Source organism: Citrobacter sp. Cpo037 (genome assembly GCF_030332945.1).
GTDB lineage: Bacteria > Pseudomonadota > Gammaproteobacteria > Enterobacterales > Enterobacteriaceae > Citrobacter > Citrobacter portucalensis.
The window spans coordinates 173,453-189,783 of the sequence record NZ_JAOWGW010000055.1 but is presented as its reverse complement, the minus strand read 5'-3'; the positions used below and the strand labels follow the sequence as shown (position 1 = coordinate 189,783).

Here is a 16,331-nt window from a genome sequence, read left to right as displayed (position 1 = left end):
TATGTAACGAATGTAACAAAATCGCAATAATTTACAGCGAGTGTAGGCCTGATAAGCGCATCAGGCATTGATTGCCGGATGGCGGCGCAATCGCCTTATCCGGCCTACATTCCGTAATGAGCGAAATAGCTAACTATTGCCGCTTTTTTTCTAAAAACAGATCGCTATTAACCAGAATTTTTAATTCCTTTATCAAATTGTGCCGCAACGAAATACTGCCTCCATAACAAGACAGGGGAGCAGACAATCATGGCTATTTCATCGCGTAACGCACTTCTTGCCGCACTGGCATTCATCGCATTTCAGGCGCAGGCGGTGAACGTCACCGTTGCTTATCAGACCTCCGCCGAACCTGCCAAAGTGGCGCAGGCGGACAACACCTTTGCCAAAGAGAGCGGGGCGACCGTTGACTGGCGCAAATTCGACAGCGGCGCGAGCATCGTTCGTGCGCTGGCGTCCGGCGACGTGCAGATCGGTAATCTCGGCTCCAGCCCGCTGGCGGTCGCTGCCAGCCAGCAGGTGCCTATTGAGGTTTTCCTACTGGCATCAAAGCTCGGCAATTCTGAAGCGCTGGTGGTGAAGAAAAACATCAGTAAACCGGAAGATTTGATTGGCAAACGCATTGCCGTGCCGTTTATTTCCACCACCCATTACAGCCTGCTGGCGGCGTTGAAACATTGGGGGATTAAACCCGGCCAGGTGGAGATTGTGAACCTGCAACCACCGGCGATTATTGCCGCATGGCAGCGCGGAGATATTGATGGTGCGTATGTCTGGGCACCTGCGGTCAATGCGTTGGAAAAAGACGGTAAGGTGTTAACGGACTCCTCACAGGTTGGCGAGTGGGGAGCACCGACGCTTGACGTGTGGGTGGTGCGCAAAGATTTTGCCGAGAAGCATCCTGAGGTGGTGAAAGCCTTTGCCAAAAGCGCTATCGATGCCCAGCAGCCTTATATCGCTAATCCTGATGAATGGCTGAAGCAGCCGGAGAATATCAGCAAACTGTCGCGTTTGAGCGGCGTACCGGAGGCGGATGTACCGGGGCTGGTGAAAGGTAACACTTACCTGACACCGCAACAGCAAACCGCTGAGCTAACCGGCCCGGTGAACAAAGCGATTATCGACACCGCGCAGTTCCTTAAAGAGCAGGGCAAAGTCCCCGCTGTCGCGACAGATTACAGCCAGTACGTTACCGATCGCTTCGTGCAATAAATAAGGAGGCGATGATGCTGCAAATCTCTCATCTTGCCGCCAGCTACGGTGGAAAACCGGCGCTGGAGGATATCAACCTGACGCTCGATAGTGGTGAACTGCTGGTGGTACTCGGGCCTTCCGGTTGCGGGAAAACCACGCTGTTAAATCTGATTGCCGGGTTTGTGCCGTATCAGCATGGCAGCATCACGCTGGCGGGTAACAGTGTTGACGGTCCGGGGGCAGATCGCGGGGTCGTTTTCCAGAATGAAGGTCTGCTGCCCTGGCGTAACGTGCAGGACAACGTGGCTTTTGGTCTGCAACTGGCGGGCGTGGACAAGCAGCTGCGCCAGCGTATTGCCCTGGATATGTTGCAGAAAGTCGGGCTGGAGGGCGCGGGAAAACGCTTTATCTGGCAACTTTCCGGTGGGCAACGTCAGCGCGTCGGCATTGCGCGGGCGCTGGCGGCCAATCCGCAGCTGTTGCTGCTGGATGAACCTTTTGGCGCGCTCGACGCCTTTACTCGCGAGCAGATGCAAACCCTGCTGCTGAAGCTGTGGCATGAGACCGGCAAACAGGTGCTGCTGATTACCCACGATATTGAAGAAGCAGTATTTATGGCGACAGAACTGGTATTGCTGTCCCCAGGCCCTGGCCGGGTACTGGAACGTCTGCCGCTCAATTTCGCCCGTCGCTTTGTGGCCGGAGAGTCGAGCCGCAGCATTAAGTCCGATCCGCAGTTTATCGCCATGCGCGAGTACGTGTTAGGTCGTGTCTTTGAACAACGGGAGGCATTCTCATGAGCGTGGTGATTAATGATAAACCCCGTCGCCAGCGGGTGCTGAACTGGCGTTGGCCGTTTTCGCGACAGATTACCTTAAGCCTCGGTACGCTGGCCGTCATTCTGGAGGTGTGGTGGACGGTGGCGGCGCTGCAGTTAATCAGTCCGTTGTTTTTACCGCCACCGGGACAGGTTTTACAAAAGCTGCTCGTCATTGCCGGGCCGCAAGGGTTTATGGATGCCACGCTGTGGCAGCATCTGGCGGCGAGTCTGACGCGTATTGTTATCGCGCTGCTGGCGGCGGTGCTGCTGGGCGTTCCGGTTGGGATCGCGATGGGGCTGAGTCCTACGATGCGCGGCATTCTCGATCCGATCATTGAACTGTATCGTCCGGTTCCTCCCCTGGCCTATTTACCGCTGATGGTCATTTGGTTTGGCATCGGTGAAACCTCCAAGATCCTGCTGATCTATCTGGCGATTTTCGCCCCTGTGGCGATGTCGGCGCTGGCGGGGGTGAAAAGTGCGCAGCAGGTGAGAGTGCGCGCCGCGCAGTCGCTGGGGGCCAGCCGTAAGCAGGTGCTGTGGTTTGTTATTTTGCCGGGGGCATTACCGGAGATCCTCACCGGGTTACGCATTGGGCTTGGCGTGGGTTGGTCGACGCTGGTGGCAGCTGAACTGATCGCGGCCACGCGAGGGTTAGGATTTATGGTGCAGTCAGCCGGTGAGTTTCTGGCAACGGATGTGGTGCTGGCAGGGATCGCGGTCATTGCCGTTATCGCATTTATTTTAGAACTGGGTCTGCGCGCGATTCAGCGTCGCCTGACGCCCTGGCATGGAGAAGTACAATGAGTGAACGTTTGAGCATTACCCCGCTGGGGCCGTATATTGGCGCACAAATCACTGGTGCGGATTTAACGCGTCCGCTGAGCGATAATCAGTTTGAACAGCTTTATCACGCGGTACTGCGTCACCAGGTGGTGTTTCTGCGTGAGCAGGTGATTACGCCGCAACAGCAGCGGGCGCTGGCGCTGCGTTTCGGCGATCTGCATATTCATCCGGTCTATCCACATTCCGAAGGGGTAGAGGAAATTATCGTGCTGGATACCCATAACGATAATCCGCCGGATAACGATAACTGGCACACCGATGTGACCTTTATCGACACGCCGCCTGCCGGGGCGATTCTGGCAGCAAAAGAGCTGCCATCCGCCGGGGGAGACACTCTATGGACCAGCGGAATTGCTGCTTATGACGCATTGTCTGAGCCGTTTCGTCAGTTGCTGAGTGGCCTGCGGGCAGAGCATGATTTCCGTAAATCGTTCCAGGAATATAAATACCGCAAGACACCAGAAGAGCATCAGCGCTGGCTGGATGCGGTGGCGAAACATCCGCCATTGCTACATCCGGTGGTGCGCACGCACCCGGTAAGCGGTAAACAGGCACTGTTTGTGAATGAGGGATTTACTACGCGAATTGTCGATGTGACGGAAAAAGAGAGCGAGGCGTTACTAAGCTTTTTATTCGCGCATATCACCAAACCGGAGTTTCAGGTGCGCTGGCGTTGGCAGCCCGACGATGTGGCGATTTGGGATAATCGCGTCACGCAACATTATGCCAATGCGGATTATCTGCCACAGAGGCGCATTATGCACCGGGCGACAATTTTGGGAGACAAGCCGTTTTATCGGGCGGGATGATTGCCGGCGGCGATTGACTTACCGGGCCTACGATCTGTAGGCCGGATAAAGCGAAACCGCCATCCGGCAACAATGTGATTAGCGCAGGATTTTTTTCTCAGCCAGATCCAGTGCGAAGTAGCTGAAGATCAGATCCGCGCCAGCGCGTTTGATCGAGCCTAAGCTTTCCAGAACCACATTCTCTTCATCTATTGCACCTGCCATCGCCGCAAATTTGATCATCGCGTATTCACCGCTGACCTGATAAGCGCCAATCGGAAGCTCGGTGCGCTCGCGGATATCACGCAGAATATCGAGATACGCGCCTGCCGGTTTCACCATCAGGCAGTCTGCTCCCTGGGCTTCATCCAGCAGCGATTCGCGAATCGCTTCACGGCGATTCATCGGGTTCATTTGATACGTTTTACGATCGCCTTTCAGCGCCGTGCCTGCGGCTTCACGGAACGGGCCGTAGAAAGAAGAGGCAAACTTGGTGGAGTAGGACATGATCGCAGTATCGGTGAAGCCCGCGGCGTCCAGCGCCTGGCGAATCGCCTGTACCTGGCCGTCCATTGCGGCGGAAGGGGCGATGAAATCTGCGCCCGCTGCTGCGGCAACGACTGCCTGTTTGCCGAGGTTAGCAAGGGTTAAGTCGTTATCAACGCCGTGTTCGCATAATACGCCGCAGTGACCGTGCGAGGTGTATTCACAGAAACAGGTGTCGGACATGACGATCATTTCTGGTACGGTCTGCTTACAGATACGCGACATGCGCGCCACCAGACCGTCTTCTTTCCAGGCATCGCTGCCGGTCTCATCGGTGTGATGAGAAATCCCGAAGGTCATGACCGAGCGGATACCGGCATTAGCAATACGTTCGATTTCGCGCGCCAGGTGTTTCTCTGGAATGCGCATCACGCCGGGCATGGCGTCGATAGCTTTGTAATCGTCGAGTTCTTCTTCAACAAAGATCGGCAACACCAGGTCATTTAAGCTGAGTGTTGTCTCTTCAAACATAGCGCGCAGCGCAGGGGATTTGCGCAGGCGACGAGGGCGTTGGATTAGGTCTGTCATGGTATGCCTGATGTTTGTGGAATCGAAGGCCGTAGTATACCCGAACCTGAGGGCGAGGGGTTTACGAAAGTTGGCGTTATGCCGAGGTTATGGTGATGTTACCAATGCTTGGTATTATGTATTATCTCTATTTTTGCAATTATGACTATTTTAAATAGTGATTAGTTTTATGGTGAATTTAGTTTAATTTAATTTTTAATTAAGTGGCGGGATTTAACGGCATTTATTTGCTGACGTTTGATTTTTAAGTTAATCATAAATTTAATATATTGTTTTGCCAGTGTCTTTGCATGTAACTATCTAAAATAGAAATGATTTTTACGTTTGTTTGCTGTTTCGAATAATTTGCATATCTATTGTCCGTAATCGGACTTAAGCCAAAGAATAATTGAACCTTTCCTTTGTGAAACCGCATAATCCTTCCCGCGAAACATAAAATGTTTTCTTTGCATTGATAATTGATGGATCAACTATATTACGTCCCTGAGGAGGGATGACAAATGCACACTTGGAAAAAGAAGCTTGTAGTATCACAATTAGCATTAGCCTGCACTTTGGCAATCACTTCTCAGGCGAATGCTTCAACTGATATCTCTGGGACCACCTACACAACGTTTGCTCATTATAATGACGCATCTTATGCGGATGGCGTCTATTATGATGGATATGTCGGTTGGAACAATTACGATACCGATAGTATTTATAACGGTGATATTTATCCGGTAATCAATAACGCCACTGTCAACGGCGTTATTTCTACTTATTATCTGGATGATGGGCTGTCTACTAACACCAATAACAACAGCCTGACCATTAAAAACAGCACCATTCACGGTATGGTGACATCCGAATGTATGACCACGGATTGTACTAACCGTACGGGTACTGACTATTACTACGATCGCCTGGCGATGAACGTCATCAACTCAACTATCGATGACAACTACGAACATTATACCTACAACGGTACGTATAATGACGCAGCTGACACGCACGTTGTCGACGTTTATAACCTGGGTACGGCTATCACACTGGATCAAGAAGTTGATCTGTCTATCTCCGCCAACTCTCACGTCGCTGGCATTACCCTGACTCAGGGTTACGAGTGGGCAGATATTGACGATAATACCGTCAGCACTGGCGTAAACAGCAGTGAAGTATTTAACAACACTATCGCTGTCAGCGATTCTACCGTGACCTCTGGCTCATGGTCTGACGAAGGTACCACCGGCTGGTTTGGTAACACCAGCAATGCAAGCGACTACAACGGTAATGGCTGGAACGCTGACGATATTGCATTAGCGGTTATTGCACATCCGGATGCGGATAACGCGATGCAGACCACTGCCACGTTTGATAATTCCACGCTGATGGGGGACGTGCTGTTCTCCAGCAACTTCGATGAGAACTTCTTCCCGAACGGTGCTGACACTTATCGTGATACCGATGCTGACCTGGATACCAATGGTTGGGACGGTACTGACCGTCTGGATCTGACCCTGAACAATGGCAGTAAGTGGGTCGGTGCGGCAATGTCTGTGCACCAGGTTGACACCGATGGTGACGGAGTTTATGACAGCTACGCTGCAGGCACTGAAGCCACCGCTACTCTGATCGACATCACCGCTAACAGCCTGTGGCCGGATTCAACCTACGGAATCGATAGCGACACGACCTCTTATGACGAAAATGGTCATGTGGTAGGTAACGAGGTTTATCAGAGCGGCCTGTTCAATGTGACCCTGAATACGGGTTCACAGTGGGATACCACCAAAACATCTCTGATCGACACCCTGAGCATTAACAGCGGTTCGGTTGTCAACGTGGGTGATTCTATCCTGATCTCCGACACTATTGGCCTGACCGGTGGTTCTGCACTGAACATCAACGAAGATGGTCATGTTGCAACAGATACTCTGTCTATCGACAACAGTACTGTAACGATTGCTGACGACGTATCTGCTGGCTGGAGTGTAGGTAGTGCTGCGCTGTATGCAAACACCATTAACGTCACCAACAACGGCGTTCTGGATGTGGGTAACAGTACCGGTAATGCGCTGCAGGTTGATACCCTGAATCTGACCAGCTACACCGACGCTTATAACCATGTTAACGCGGGTGTTTTCGACATCAACAGCAACAACTATGTGCTGGATGCTGACTTGACCAACGATCGCACTAACGATGAATCTCAGTCTAACTACGGTTATGGCGTGATCGCGATGAACTCTGATGGTCATCTGACTATCAACGGTAACGGCGATTCCGACACCTCAGGCGATCAGTCTGAAGTTGATAACTATGGTGACCATGTAGCGGCGGCAACCGGTAACTACAAAGTCCGCATCGACAACGCGACTGGCGCAGGTTCTGTTGCTGATTACAAAGGAAAAGAGCTGGTCTACGTTAACGACGCGAACAGCACTGCGACCTTCTCTGCAGCCAACAAAGCTGACCTGGGTGCTTACACCTATCAGGCACAGCAGCAGGGTAACACCGTTGTTCTACAGCAGATGGAACTGACAGACTACGCGAACATGGCGCTGAGCATTCCGTCTGCTAACACCAATATCTGGAACCTGGAACAAGATACCGTTGGTACTCGTCTGACTAACGCGCGTCATGGTCTGGTTGATAACGGTGGTGCATGGGTTAGCTACTTCGGTGGTAGCTTCGATGCAGATAATGGCACCATTAACTACGATCAGGATGTTAACGGCATCATGGTCGGTGTTGATTCCAAAATTGATGGTAACAACGCTAAGTGGATTGTCGGTGCTGCAGCAGGCTTCGCGAAAGGTGATATGAGCGACCGTACCGGTCAAGTGGATCAGGATAGCCAGACTGCCTACATCTACTCTTCTGCTCACTTTGCCAACAACATCTTTGTTGACGGTAACTTAAGCTACTCTCACTTCAACAACGATTTGACTGCTAACATGAGCAACGGTCAGTATGTTGATGGCAGCACCTCATCTGACGCCTGGGGCTTTGGCCTGAAACTGGGTTATGACCTGAAGCTGGGTGACGCAGGTTACGTAACGCCATACGGCAGCGTATCCGGTCTGTTCCAGTCTGGTGATGATTATAAGCTGAGCAACGACATGAAAGTTGACGGTCAGTCTTATGACAGCATGCGCTATGAACTCGGTGTAGATGCAGGTTATACCTTCGCCTACAGCGACGACCAGGCGCTGACCCCGTACTTCAAACTGGCCTACGTTTACGATGACTCTAACAACGATTCTGACGTAAACGGCGACTCTATCGACAACGGTGTAGAAGGTTCTGCGGTACGTGTTGGACTGGGTACTCAGTTCAGCTTTACCAAAAACTTCAGCGCATACACCGATGCTAACTACCTCGGTGGTGGCGATGTTGATCAAGACTGGTCTGCAAATGTTGGTGTTAAATATACCTGGTAAGACATCTCTTGTTGTTAAAGAAAAGATAATCTAACTCAGAAAAATGCCCGTCACGGATTTGACGGGCATTTATTGCAAGGAATGCCCAAATGTTGTCTGCAAATAAACCGCTTGTGGAATTTGGTAAGCTTGATAAATGTTTGTCAAAATATGGCAAACACTTTGAGTGTGATAACGATAAAGAAATAATTTATTCCAGTGATATAAACAGTGACGATACCTTTATCATTTTAAATGGTGTAATTTCCCTGAGGCGAGGGGAGAATGTGCTGGTCGGTATTGCGCAGGCACCATTTATTATGGGGCTTTCAGATGGTGTGATAAAAACAGATATACAATACAGATTAATCACAGAAAGCGATTGTACGGGATACCATCTACCTGCCTCGCAAACAATTAATATAATTGAAGAGTGCCAGCTTTGGCGTGAAGCTTTTTGTTGGTTGGCATGGCAAAACTCCATGCTTGAATTACGCGATCTGCAGTTGATCGGCAACAACTCCTACGATCAGATCCGCGCGACATTGATCTCTATGACGAAATGGGATGAAGCCCTTCGTTCACGCATTGGAGTTATGAACTATATTCACCAACGCACACGAATTTCACGCTCGGTTGTCGCTGAGGTTCTCGCGGCATTGCGCAAAGGCGGTTACATTGAAATGAATAAAGGCAAACTGGTGTGCATTAACCGTTTGCCTTTTGAGTATTGAATCAGGATGCAGGAATGACCTGTGGCTTGTACCCGCTCAATTCTGCAACCAGTTCGTTGATACCGTCGCTCATATTGGTAAAACGGGTCAGCGGAGAGCGCGTCACTACGACAAATGCCCCAACGTTTTGCTGTGGGATCATCGCCATATAGGTAATGAAGCCACCGCCGCCACCGGTTTTTTGAATAATTCCCGGTCTGCCATTCTTCGGCGCCATGTAGACCCAGCCCAAACCAAGCGCATCGGCTCTGCCTGGAACGTCCATTCCCACCACTTTAGTTAACTGCGTACGCTGGTAAATCAGCGTCTGCATCCGGTCGGCCTGCTGGCTACGATGATAAAAGTCAGAAGAGAGATACTGCTGCATCCAGCGCATCATATCGCCAGGCGTTGAATAAACGCCGCCGCTACCCATCGCTGCCAGCGTATTGTTACAAGGGCTGGCACCTTTTTCCGCGACCATCAGGCGTCGGCACTGATCGGGTGATGGCGTAAAGGTGGTGTCTTTCATCCCCAGCGGACGGGTGATTTTTTCTTCAAACAGCTGCGGATAAGGCTTACCTGACGCGGTACCCAGCGCATCGGCCAGCAGATCAAACGCCAGGTTGGAATAAGAAGCCTGCGATCCTGGCGCGGCTTTAAGCGTAGCCGTTGAGAGATAGCTCCAGCGCTGCTCGCGGGTTGGCCAGACAAACACCGGCCGTTTGGCTGCCCCGCCTGGCTGTTCGCGCGGTAGTGCGCTGGTATGTGTCGCCAGATTCACCAGCGTAATTGGTGTTCCTTGATAAGTGGGTACGCGTGCACCAGGTGGTGCATATTTACTCAATGGATCGTTGAGTTTGACCGTGCCTTGATCGAGTAATTTCACCAGCATTTCGCTGGTCATTAATTTGGTAATTGAGGCAATGCGGATTACGGAATCCAGTTGCGGGTGAACATTATTGCCGGGGCGTGTTTCACCAAAACTGCGAAATACACGCTGATTACCATCAATCACCACGAGCGCCATCCCCGTAGCACCACTGCCGTAAAATATATGGTCGGCATAACGATCAACGATATCAGAGGCGAAGACCGGATCGGTTATAGGCTGTGCCGCCTGGACAGATGTCAATGACGCCGCACACAGCGCGGCAGAAAAAAGCAGACTACGTTTCAACGGTGGTGTCCATGAGTTAGAGAAAGTGAAAAAGGATGTCGTGCGTATGCGTATTTATACTACTCATCGGCGTATTGCAAAGCGCTTATCAACCAATAATAGTGGGAAAAACGTAACGATGAGTAAACACAGGAGTTTCCTGGATTGCGGATGTTCGCTTTTGTGATCTCACGCTGTGATAATCTGCACATACTGGAACGTTGTCGAGTGTGAAAACCACAGAAACAATTCTTCATAACCGAGGTGCGAACTAAGTGCCTCGGTTTTGGTCACAATTGTCGGTTTCAGCTTGTGTTTTTGGGCGTAAGCCGTCTGGCCTCCGCACTCTACGGTGGCAAATGCACAGCAGTCGTCATAACGATAAGAAGTTAGCAGGAGAGCACTATGTTTAAGTCTTTTTTCCCAAAGCCGGGGCCGTTCTTTATTTCGGCATTTATTTGGGCACTCGTCGCCGTTGTATTCTGGCAAGCAGGTGGGGGAGCCTGGGTTGCACATATTACCGGCGCGTCGGGAGACGTACCTATTAGCGCAGCGCGTTTCTGGTCGTTGGATTACCTGATTTTTTATGCGTACTACATTCTTTGTGTCGGGGTGTTCGCGCTGTTCTGGTTTCTCTACAGCCCACACCGCTGGCAGTACTGGTCTATTCTTGGCACATCGCTGATTATTTTTGTGACTTGGTTTCTGGTTGAAGTCGGTGTCGCTGTCAACGCCTGGTATGCGCCATTTTATGACCTGATTCAAACTGCGCTCAGCGCACCACACAAGGTGAAGATTGAGCAGTTCTATCATGAAGTGGGCATTTTTCTCGGTATTGCGCTGATAGCCGTAGTCATTGGCGTGATGAACAACTTCTTCGTCAGCCACTATGTGTTCCGCTGGCGTACCGCGATGAACGAACACTATATGGCGCACTGGCAGCATTTGCGTCACATCGAAGGCGCAGCGCAGCGTGTGCAGGAAGACACCATGCGTTTTGCTTCTACGCTGGAAGATATGGGCGTCAGCTTTATCAACGCGATTATGACGCTGATTGCCTTCCTGCCTGTACTGGTTACGCTCTCTGCCCATGTTCCTGACCTGCCGATTGTTGGACATGTGCCTTATGGCCTGGTGATTGCCGCGATTGTCTGGTCGCTGATGGGAACCGGTTTACTGGCCGTGGTCGGGATAAAACTTCCCGGGCTGGAGTTTAAAAACCAGCGCGTGGAAGCGGCCTATCGTAAAGAATTGGTGTATGGCGAAGATGATGGCAACCGTGCGACGCCACCGACGGTGCGTGAACTGTTCCATGCGGTACGGCAAAACTACTTCCGCCTCTATTTTCACTATATGTACTTCAATATCGCCCGTATTCTTTACCTGCAGGTTGATAACGTTTTCGGTTTGTTCCTGCTGTTTCCGTCAATTGTTGCCGGTACGATTACGCTCGGTTTGATGACGCAAATCACCAACGTGTTTGGCCAGGTGCGCGGCTCGTTCCAGTATCTGATTAACTCCTGGACAACGTTAGTGGAACTGATGTCTATTTATAAGCGTCTGCGCAGCTTTGAACGAGAGCTTGATGGTCAGGATATTCAGGAAGTTACCCATACGCTGAGTTAATAATAAGGAGATGCTATGTCGACGGTTTCCCGTCTTTACCCCTTGTCTGGTCTGGCAGCACTGGTGCTGGTGGGATGTAGTAGCCAACCCGCGCAGCCGCTAAAAAAGGGGGAGAAAGCCGTCGATGTGGCGAGCGTGGTGCGCCAGAAAATGCCCGCCAGCGTGAAAGACCGGGACGCGTGGGCGCAGGATTTGGCAAAGACCTTTGAAAGCCAGAAGCTGGCACCGACGGTTGAAAACATCTGTTCGGTGCTGGCGGTAGCGCAGCAGGAGTCAAACTTCCAGGCCGATCCGGCTGTTCCTGGTTTAAGCAAAATAGCCTGGAAAGAGATTGATCGTCGCGCAGAACGCATGCATATCCCGCTGTTTGTCGTGCATACCGCGCTAAAGATTAACTCGCCAACGGGGAAAAGCTACAGCGAGCGTCTGGATACGGTGAAGACGGAAAAACAGCTTAGCGCTATCTTTGATGATTTCATCAACATGGTGCCGATGGGGCAGACATTGTTTGGATCGCTTAATCCGGTACATACCGGTGGTCCAATGCAGGTCAGTATCGCGTTTGCTGAGCAGCACACCAGCGGGTATCCGTGGAAAATGGCGGGGACGGTACGTCAGGAAGTGTTTAGCCGCCGTGGTGGGCTGTGGTTTGGTACATATCATCTGCTCAATTACCCGGCGAATTACAGTGCGCCAATCTTCCGCTTCGCCGATTTTAATGCCGGATGGTATGCGAGCCGCAATGCAGCTTTCCAGAATGCGGTCAGTAAAGCCAGCGGAGTGAAGCTGGCGATGGATGGGGATCTGATTCTCTATGGCAGCAGTGAGCCGGGCAAAACGGAGCTGGCGGTACGTAAACTGGCCGGGAAGCTAGGGATGAGCGAGAGTGAGATCCGCCGTCAACTGCAAAAAGGTGACAGCCAGGCCTTTGAAGAGACCGCACTGTACGAGAAGGTCTACAAGCTGGCGGAAGCAAAGACCGGGAAAGCGCTTCCTCGTGAAATGCTGCCGGGCATTCAACTGGAAAGCCCGAAGATCACGCGTAATCTGACTACCGCATGGTTTGCTAAACGCGTGGACGATCGTCGGGCGAAGTGTATGAATCAGTCATCTTTATGATGACGGTGACGCCAGCGCATGATCGCCGCGATGGCACCAAGAATCAGGCTTCCTACCAGGAAGGGGATCAGTCCAAAGAGAGTACCGACGCCTAAACCGATTTCGACCCGCGGGCGTCCTGTCTCTTGCATTTGCAGCTGCATCAGTTCTTCATAGATGCCGGGTGCGTGGGCCAACAGATTTAAAATCTGTGCACCCGCCCAGAAGCAAAACAGCACAAATACGGCATACGCAATGTTGCCGGGCAGGGAGGAGGGATCCCGATGCTTGCCCTTAAACAGGGATTTTGAGAGCGTAAAATCAGCCATAAAGACCTCCGGAAATAACCCGCTTTTTTTGACGTAATGCCTGGAACTGAGAGTGAGTCTGACAGGTGATCGGCAATGTCAATATCAGAATGATGGTAATTTCAGGTAGAGATTATTCCTGGATTTCGGTTTTTTGTTGATGGTCACAATTATGTAACCTTAAGTGAAACTGAGTTACATTTAAGAAATTCCGCACAGACCACAGACGCCCTCGGGGAAATGTGCGAGGATGCCTCCCTGTGTTGTATTTTCACCGGAGCTGTTATGAACCTGCCTGTAAAAATCCGCCGAGACTGGCACTACTATGCTTTCGCTATTGGGCTTATCTTTATTCTGAATGGCGTGGTGGGGTTATTAGGTTTTGAAGCGCAGGGATGGCAAACCTATGCGGTGGGGCTGGTGACCTGGGTGATTAGCTTTTGGCTGGCCGGATTAATCATCCGTCGCCGCGTTGAAGATGATGAAGCAAAGGATGCCCAATAGCTCTATCAGGCATCCTGACGGGTTTACATACTGGTTTTCAGCGCGCTATCTGCAGCATGGCGTTCCAGTGCCAGTTCGATCAGGCGAGTGATCAAATCGGTATAGCCTAAACCGCTCGCCTGCCACAGTTTCGGATACATACTGATGTTGGTAAAGCCAGGCAGCGTGTTGATCTCATTGATCACAACGTCGTTTTCAGCAGTTAAGAAGACGTCCACGCGCGCCATGCCGGCACAGCCCAGAGTCTGGTATGCCTGAATGGCGATTTCGCGGATCTTATCGTTAATCTCTGGCGCAATTGCTGCCGGAACGACAACTTTGGCACCGTTATCGTCAATGTATTTAGTGTCGTAAGCGTAAAAATCGCTGTTCAGCACGATCTCACCACAGGTACTGGCCTGCGGATGATCGTTGCCCAGTACCGCACATTCGATCTCGCGGCCTTTGATCCCTTGCTCCACAACGACTTTATGATCGAATTCAAATGCCAGCGCGACGGCCTGATCGTATTGGGCTTCGCTGGTTACTTTACTGACGCCAACGGACGATCCCTGGTTGGCCGGTTTTACAAACAGCGGCAGACCCAGGCGGGATTCTACTTCGGCAAAGCTGATGCTGTTGCGATTCGCGCGAGTGAGCGTAATAAATGGCGCGATGTTTAACCCGGCATCACGCAGCAGACGTTTGGTCACGTCTTTATCCATACAGGCAGCAGAACCCAGCACATCAGAACCGACAAACGGCAGGTTCGCCACGCGCAGCATGCCCTGCAGAGAGCCATCTTCACCCAAAGTACCGTGTACGATTGGGAAAATAACATCGACCGTCGGCAGTGGTTGACCGTTTTGTGCATCGATCAACTGGTGCTCTTGTTTACCGGGTACCTGCGCCAGGCTGGTTTCAGAAGGCCGCAGCGCAATATGCGCCGGATCGTCTGAATTGAGCAGATAGCTACTGGCATCGCTGACGTGCCATTGCCCTTGTTTATCAATACCTAACAGCACAACGTCAAAGCGAGTCTTGTCGATGGCATCGACAATATTTTTTGCCGATTGCAATGACACTTCATGTTCCGCTGATTTACCACCAAATACGATTCCTACCCGCAACTTTGCCATCTTAAAAACCCATTCCATGAATGCAAAGCACATACATTACCACGACAAAACGCAGGTTTCCTCGGCTTCTGGCAGATTGTTTTGGCGAATGACAGGGGATTAGAAGGGGACATACACGCAGATCGCGCGGGAAGCACAATCCCCTGTTTGTATTATGGGTTTGATGTGAGCTATATCACAAATATGATGAGCGGGAAGATAAAATCCTAAACTGTGATTTATCGCACCTGTAGACCCTTATTCGGCTAAGTAATTTGTTAAGCTGCTCGCAGTTTTCAGCTACTTATCGTTATGAGTCCTTATGGAATCCTGGAGAGTTAACCTTATTTCCGTTTGGTTCGGGTGCTTTTTTACCGGACTGGCGATTAGCCAAATCTTGCCTTTTTTACCACTCTATATCTCCCAACTGGGCGTGACCTCGCATGAAGCGCTATCAATGTGGTCCGGATTAACGTTCAGCGTCACCTTCCTGATTTCAGCCATTGTTTCTCCGATGTGGGGCAGTCTAGCCGACCGCAAAGGACGCAAGCTGATGCTGCTGCGGGCCTCACTGGGGATGGCCATTGCGATTTTGCTCCAGGCATTTGCCACTAATGTCTGGCAGCTTTTTCTGCTGCGCGGGGTGATGGGGTTAACCTCCGGATATATTCCTAATGCGATGGCGCTGGTTGCGTCACAGGTTCCACGCGAGCGCAGCGGCTGGGCGCTGAGTACGCTCTCTACGGCGCAAATTAGCGGCGTCATTGGCGGACCGCTGATGGGAGGCTTTATCGCCGATCATGTTGGCTTACGGGCGGTATTCTGTATTACCGCCGCCTTGCTGGTGGTGAGTTTTCTGGTCACACTGTTCTTGATCAAAGAGGGCGTTCGCCCGACGGTTAAAAAAAGTGAACGTCTGAGTGGGAAGGCCGTGTTTGCCTCGCTTTCGCATCCGGCGTTGGTGATCAGCCTGTTTTTTACCACCATGGTGATTCAACTGTGTAACGGTTCAATTGGGCCGATTCTGGCGCTGTTTATCAAATCGATGGTCCCAGATAGTTCGAATATTGCCTTTCTCAGCGGGCTGATAGCTTCAGTACCGGGCATTTCTGCTCTGATTTCCGCGCCTCGACTGGGTAAATTAGGCGACCGTATTGGTACTGAGCGGATTTTAATGGCGACGTTAATCTTTGCGGTGGTGCTGTTTTTCGCCATGTCGTGGGTCACCACGCCGTTGCAGTTGGGAGTACTACGTTTTCTGCTTGGATTTGCCGACGGCGCGATGTTGCCGGCGGTGCAGACGCTGCTGGTGAAATACTCCAGCGACCAGATAACCGGGCGCATCTTTGGCTATAACCAGTCATTTATGTATCTCGGCAACGTCGCCGGGCCATTAATGGGGGCGACGGTTTCGGCAATGGCGGGGTTCCGTTGGGTGTTCATTGCTACAGCAAGCATTGTGCTTATAAATATCTGGCAACTAGCTATCGCGTTACGACGTCGGCGCGGGGTTCGTTGAGTTCCTGATTAACAACGCTGCCTGTCAGCGTTGTTAATCCATAATTGCGTATTATATATTTGTGTGATTATTAATTTTCTTACCTTTTTATATTGAATCATTCTGCATCCAGACGCATTTACCCTTATTTTGTGTTGTGATTGTTTTCGCAAATCTTTTTATTCCTTATAAAAATACAACT

At 51.1% G+C, this 16,331-nt stretch carries 14 protein-coding genes; 10 read left to right on the top strand and 4 right to left on the bottom strand.

Annotation, left to right across the window (positions count from 1 at the left end; translation table 11 throughout):
* Positions 1-249: 249 nt before the first annotated feature.
* From tauA to tauD, 4 genes are read left to right on the top strand one after another with little or no spacing between them, the layout of a single operon-like run.
* Entirely contained in the window at positions 250-1,212 is a 963-nt protein-coding gene (tauA, locus tag OGX94_RS10695; protein ID WP_003830936.1) for a taurine ABC transporter substrate-binding protein, read from the top strand.
* A gap of 14 nt (positions 1,213-1,226) precedes the next feature.
* Positions 1,227-1,994, top strand: a complete 768-nt coding sequence (gene tauB, locus OGX94_RS10690) for a taurine ABC transporter ATP-binding subunit (protein ID WP_003830938.1) — start codon at positions 1,227-1,229, stop codon at positions 1,992-1,994.
* Positions 1,991-2,821, top strand: coding sequence for a taurine ABC transporter permease TauC (tauC, locus tag OGX94_RS10685; protein WP_257661405.1), 831 nt, complete (start codon positions 1,991-1,993; stop codon positions 2,819-2,821). The genes tauB and tauC overlap by 4 nt, the downstream gene beginning before the upstream one ends.
* On the top strand, positions 2,818-3,669 hold the full coding sequence (gene tauD, locus OGX94_RS10680) for a taurine dioxygenase (protein ID WP_257661406.1): 852 nt from the start codon (positions 2,818-2,820) through the stop codon (positions 3,667-3,669). The genes tauC and tauD overlap by 4 nt, the downstream gene beginning before the upstream one ends.
* Before the next feature lie 78 nt (positions 3,670-3,747).
* Here tauD and hemB read toward each other — a convergent pair whose 3' ends face one another.
* The gene (hemB, locus tag OGX94_RS10675; RefSeq protein ID WP_257661407.1) at positions 3,748-4,722 is read right to left on the bottom strand and encodes a porphobilinogen synthase; all 975 of its coding nucleotides are present in this window, start codon (positions 4,720-4,722) and stop codon (positions 3,748-3,750) included.
* 500 nt (positions 4,723-5,222) lie between these two features.
* On the opposite strand from hemB, the gene ehaB reads away from it, so the two are divergent.
* Together ehaB and iprA are read left to right on the top strand one after the other, a co-directional pair.
* Entirely contained in the window at positions 5,223-8,147 is a 2,925-nt protein-coding gene (gene ehaB, locus OGX94_RS10670) for an autotransporter adhesin EhaB (protein ID WP_257661408.1), read from the top strand.
* Positions 8,148-8,236: 89 nt separating this feature from the next.
* Positions 8,237-8,860: a hydrogen peroxide resistance inhibitor IprA gene (gene iprA / locus OGX94_RS10665; protein ID WP_003830944.1), complete on the top strand. Its 624-nt coding sequence runs from the start codon at positions 8,237-8,239 to the stop codon at positions 8,858-8,860.
* Position 8,861: 1 nt separating this feature from the next.
* On the opposite strand, the gene ampH is transcribed toward iprA, so the two are convergent.
* Positions 8,862-10,019 (bottom strand): D-alanyl-D-alanine-carboxypeptidase/endopeptidase AmpH, encoded by a 1,158-nt coding sequence (gene ampH, locus OGX94_RS10660; protein ID WP_003830945.1) that lies wholly within the window; start codon positions 10,017-10,019, stop codon positions 8,862-8,864.
* Positions 10,020-10,403: 384 nt separating this feature from the next.
* On the opposite strand from ampH, the gene sbmA reads away from it, so the two are divergent.
* On the top strand, positions 10,404-11,624 hold the full coding sequence (gene sbmA, locus OGX94_RS10655) for a peptide antibiotic transporter SbmA (RefSeq protein WP_003021430.1): 1,221 nt from the start codon (positions 10,404-10,406) through the stop codon (positions 11,622-11,624).
* Positions 11,625-11,639: 15 nt separating this feature from the next.
* Complete coding sequence (locus OGX94_RS10650) at positions 11,640-12,743, top strand: DUF1615 domain-containing protein (RefSeq protein ID WP_126955935.1); 1,104 nt, start codon at positions 11,640-11,642, stop codon at positions 12,741-12,743.
* On the opposite strand, the gene OGX94_RS10645 is transcribed toward OGX94_RS10650, so the two are convergent.
* Positions 12,728-13,051 (bottom strand): DUF2755 family protein, encoded by a 324-nt coding sequence (locus OGX94_RS10645; RefSeq protein WP_003830948.1) that lies wholly within the window; start codon positions 13,049-13,051, stop codon positions 12,728-12,730. The two genes, OGX94_RS10650 and OGX94_RS10645, sit on opposite strands and share 16 nt — an antisense overlap.
* A 264-nt stretch (positions 13,052-13,315) precedes the next feature.
* On the opposite strand from OGX94_RS10645, the gene OGX94_RS10640 reads away from it, so the two are divergent.
* On the top strand, positions 13,316-13,534 hold the full coding sequence (locus OGX94_RS10640) for a DUF2754 domain-containing protein (protein WP_003830949.1): 219 nt from the start codon (positions 13,316-13,318) through the stop codon (positions 13,532-13,534).
* 23 nt (positions 13,535-13,557) lie between these two features.
* Here the strand turns inward: OGX94_RS10640 and ddlA are convergent, their stop codons facing one another.
* Positions 13,558-14,652, bottom strand: a complete 1,095-nt coding sequence (gene ddlA, locus OGX94_RS10635) for a D-alanine--D-alanine ligase (RefSeq protein WP_032934537.1) — start codon at positions 14,650-14,652, stop codon at positions 13,558-13,560.
* 301 nt (positions 14,653-14,953) lie between these two features.
* On the opposite strand from ddlA, the gene OGX94_RS10630 reads away from it, so the two are divergent.
* Positions 14,954-16,150, top strand: coding sequence for a multidrug efflux MFS transporter (locus OGX94_RS10630; protein ID WP_003830951.1), 1,197 nt, complete (start codon positions 14,954-14,956; stop codon positions 16,148-16,150).
* The last annotated feature ends 181 nt before the right edge of the window (positions 16,151-16,331 follow it).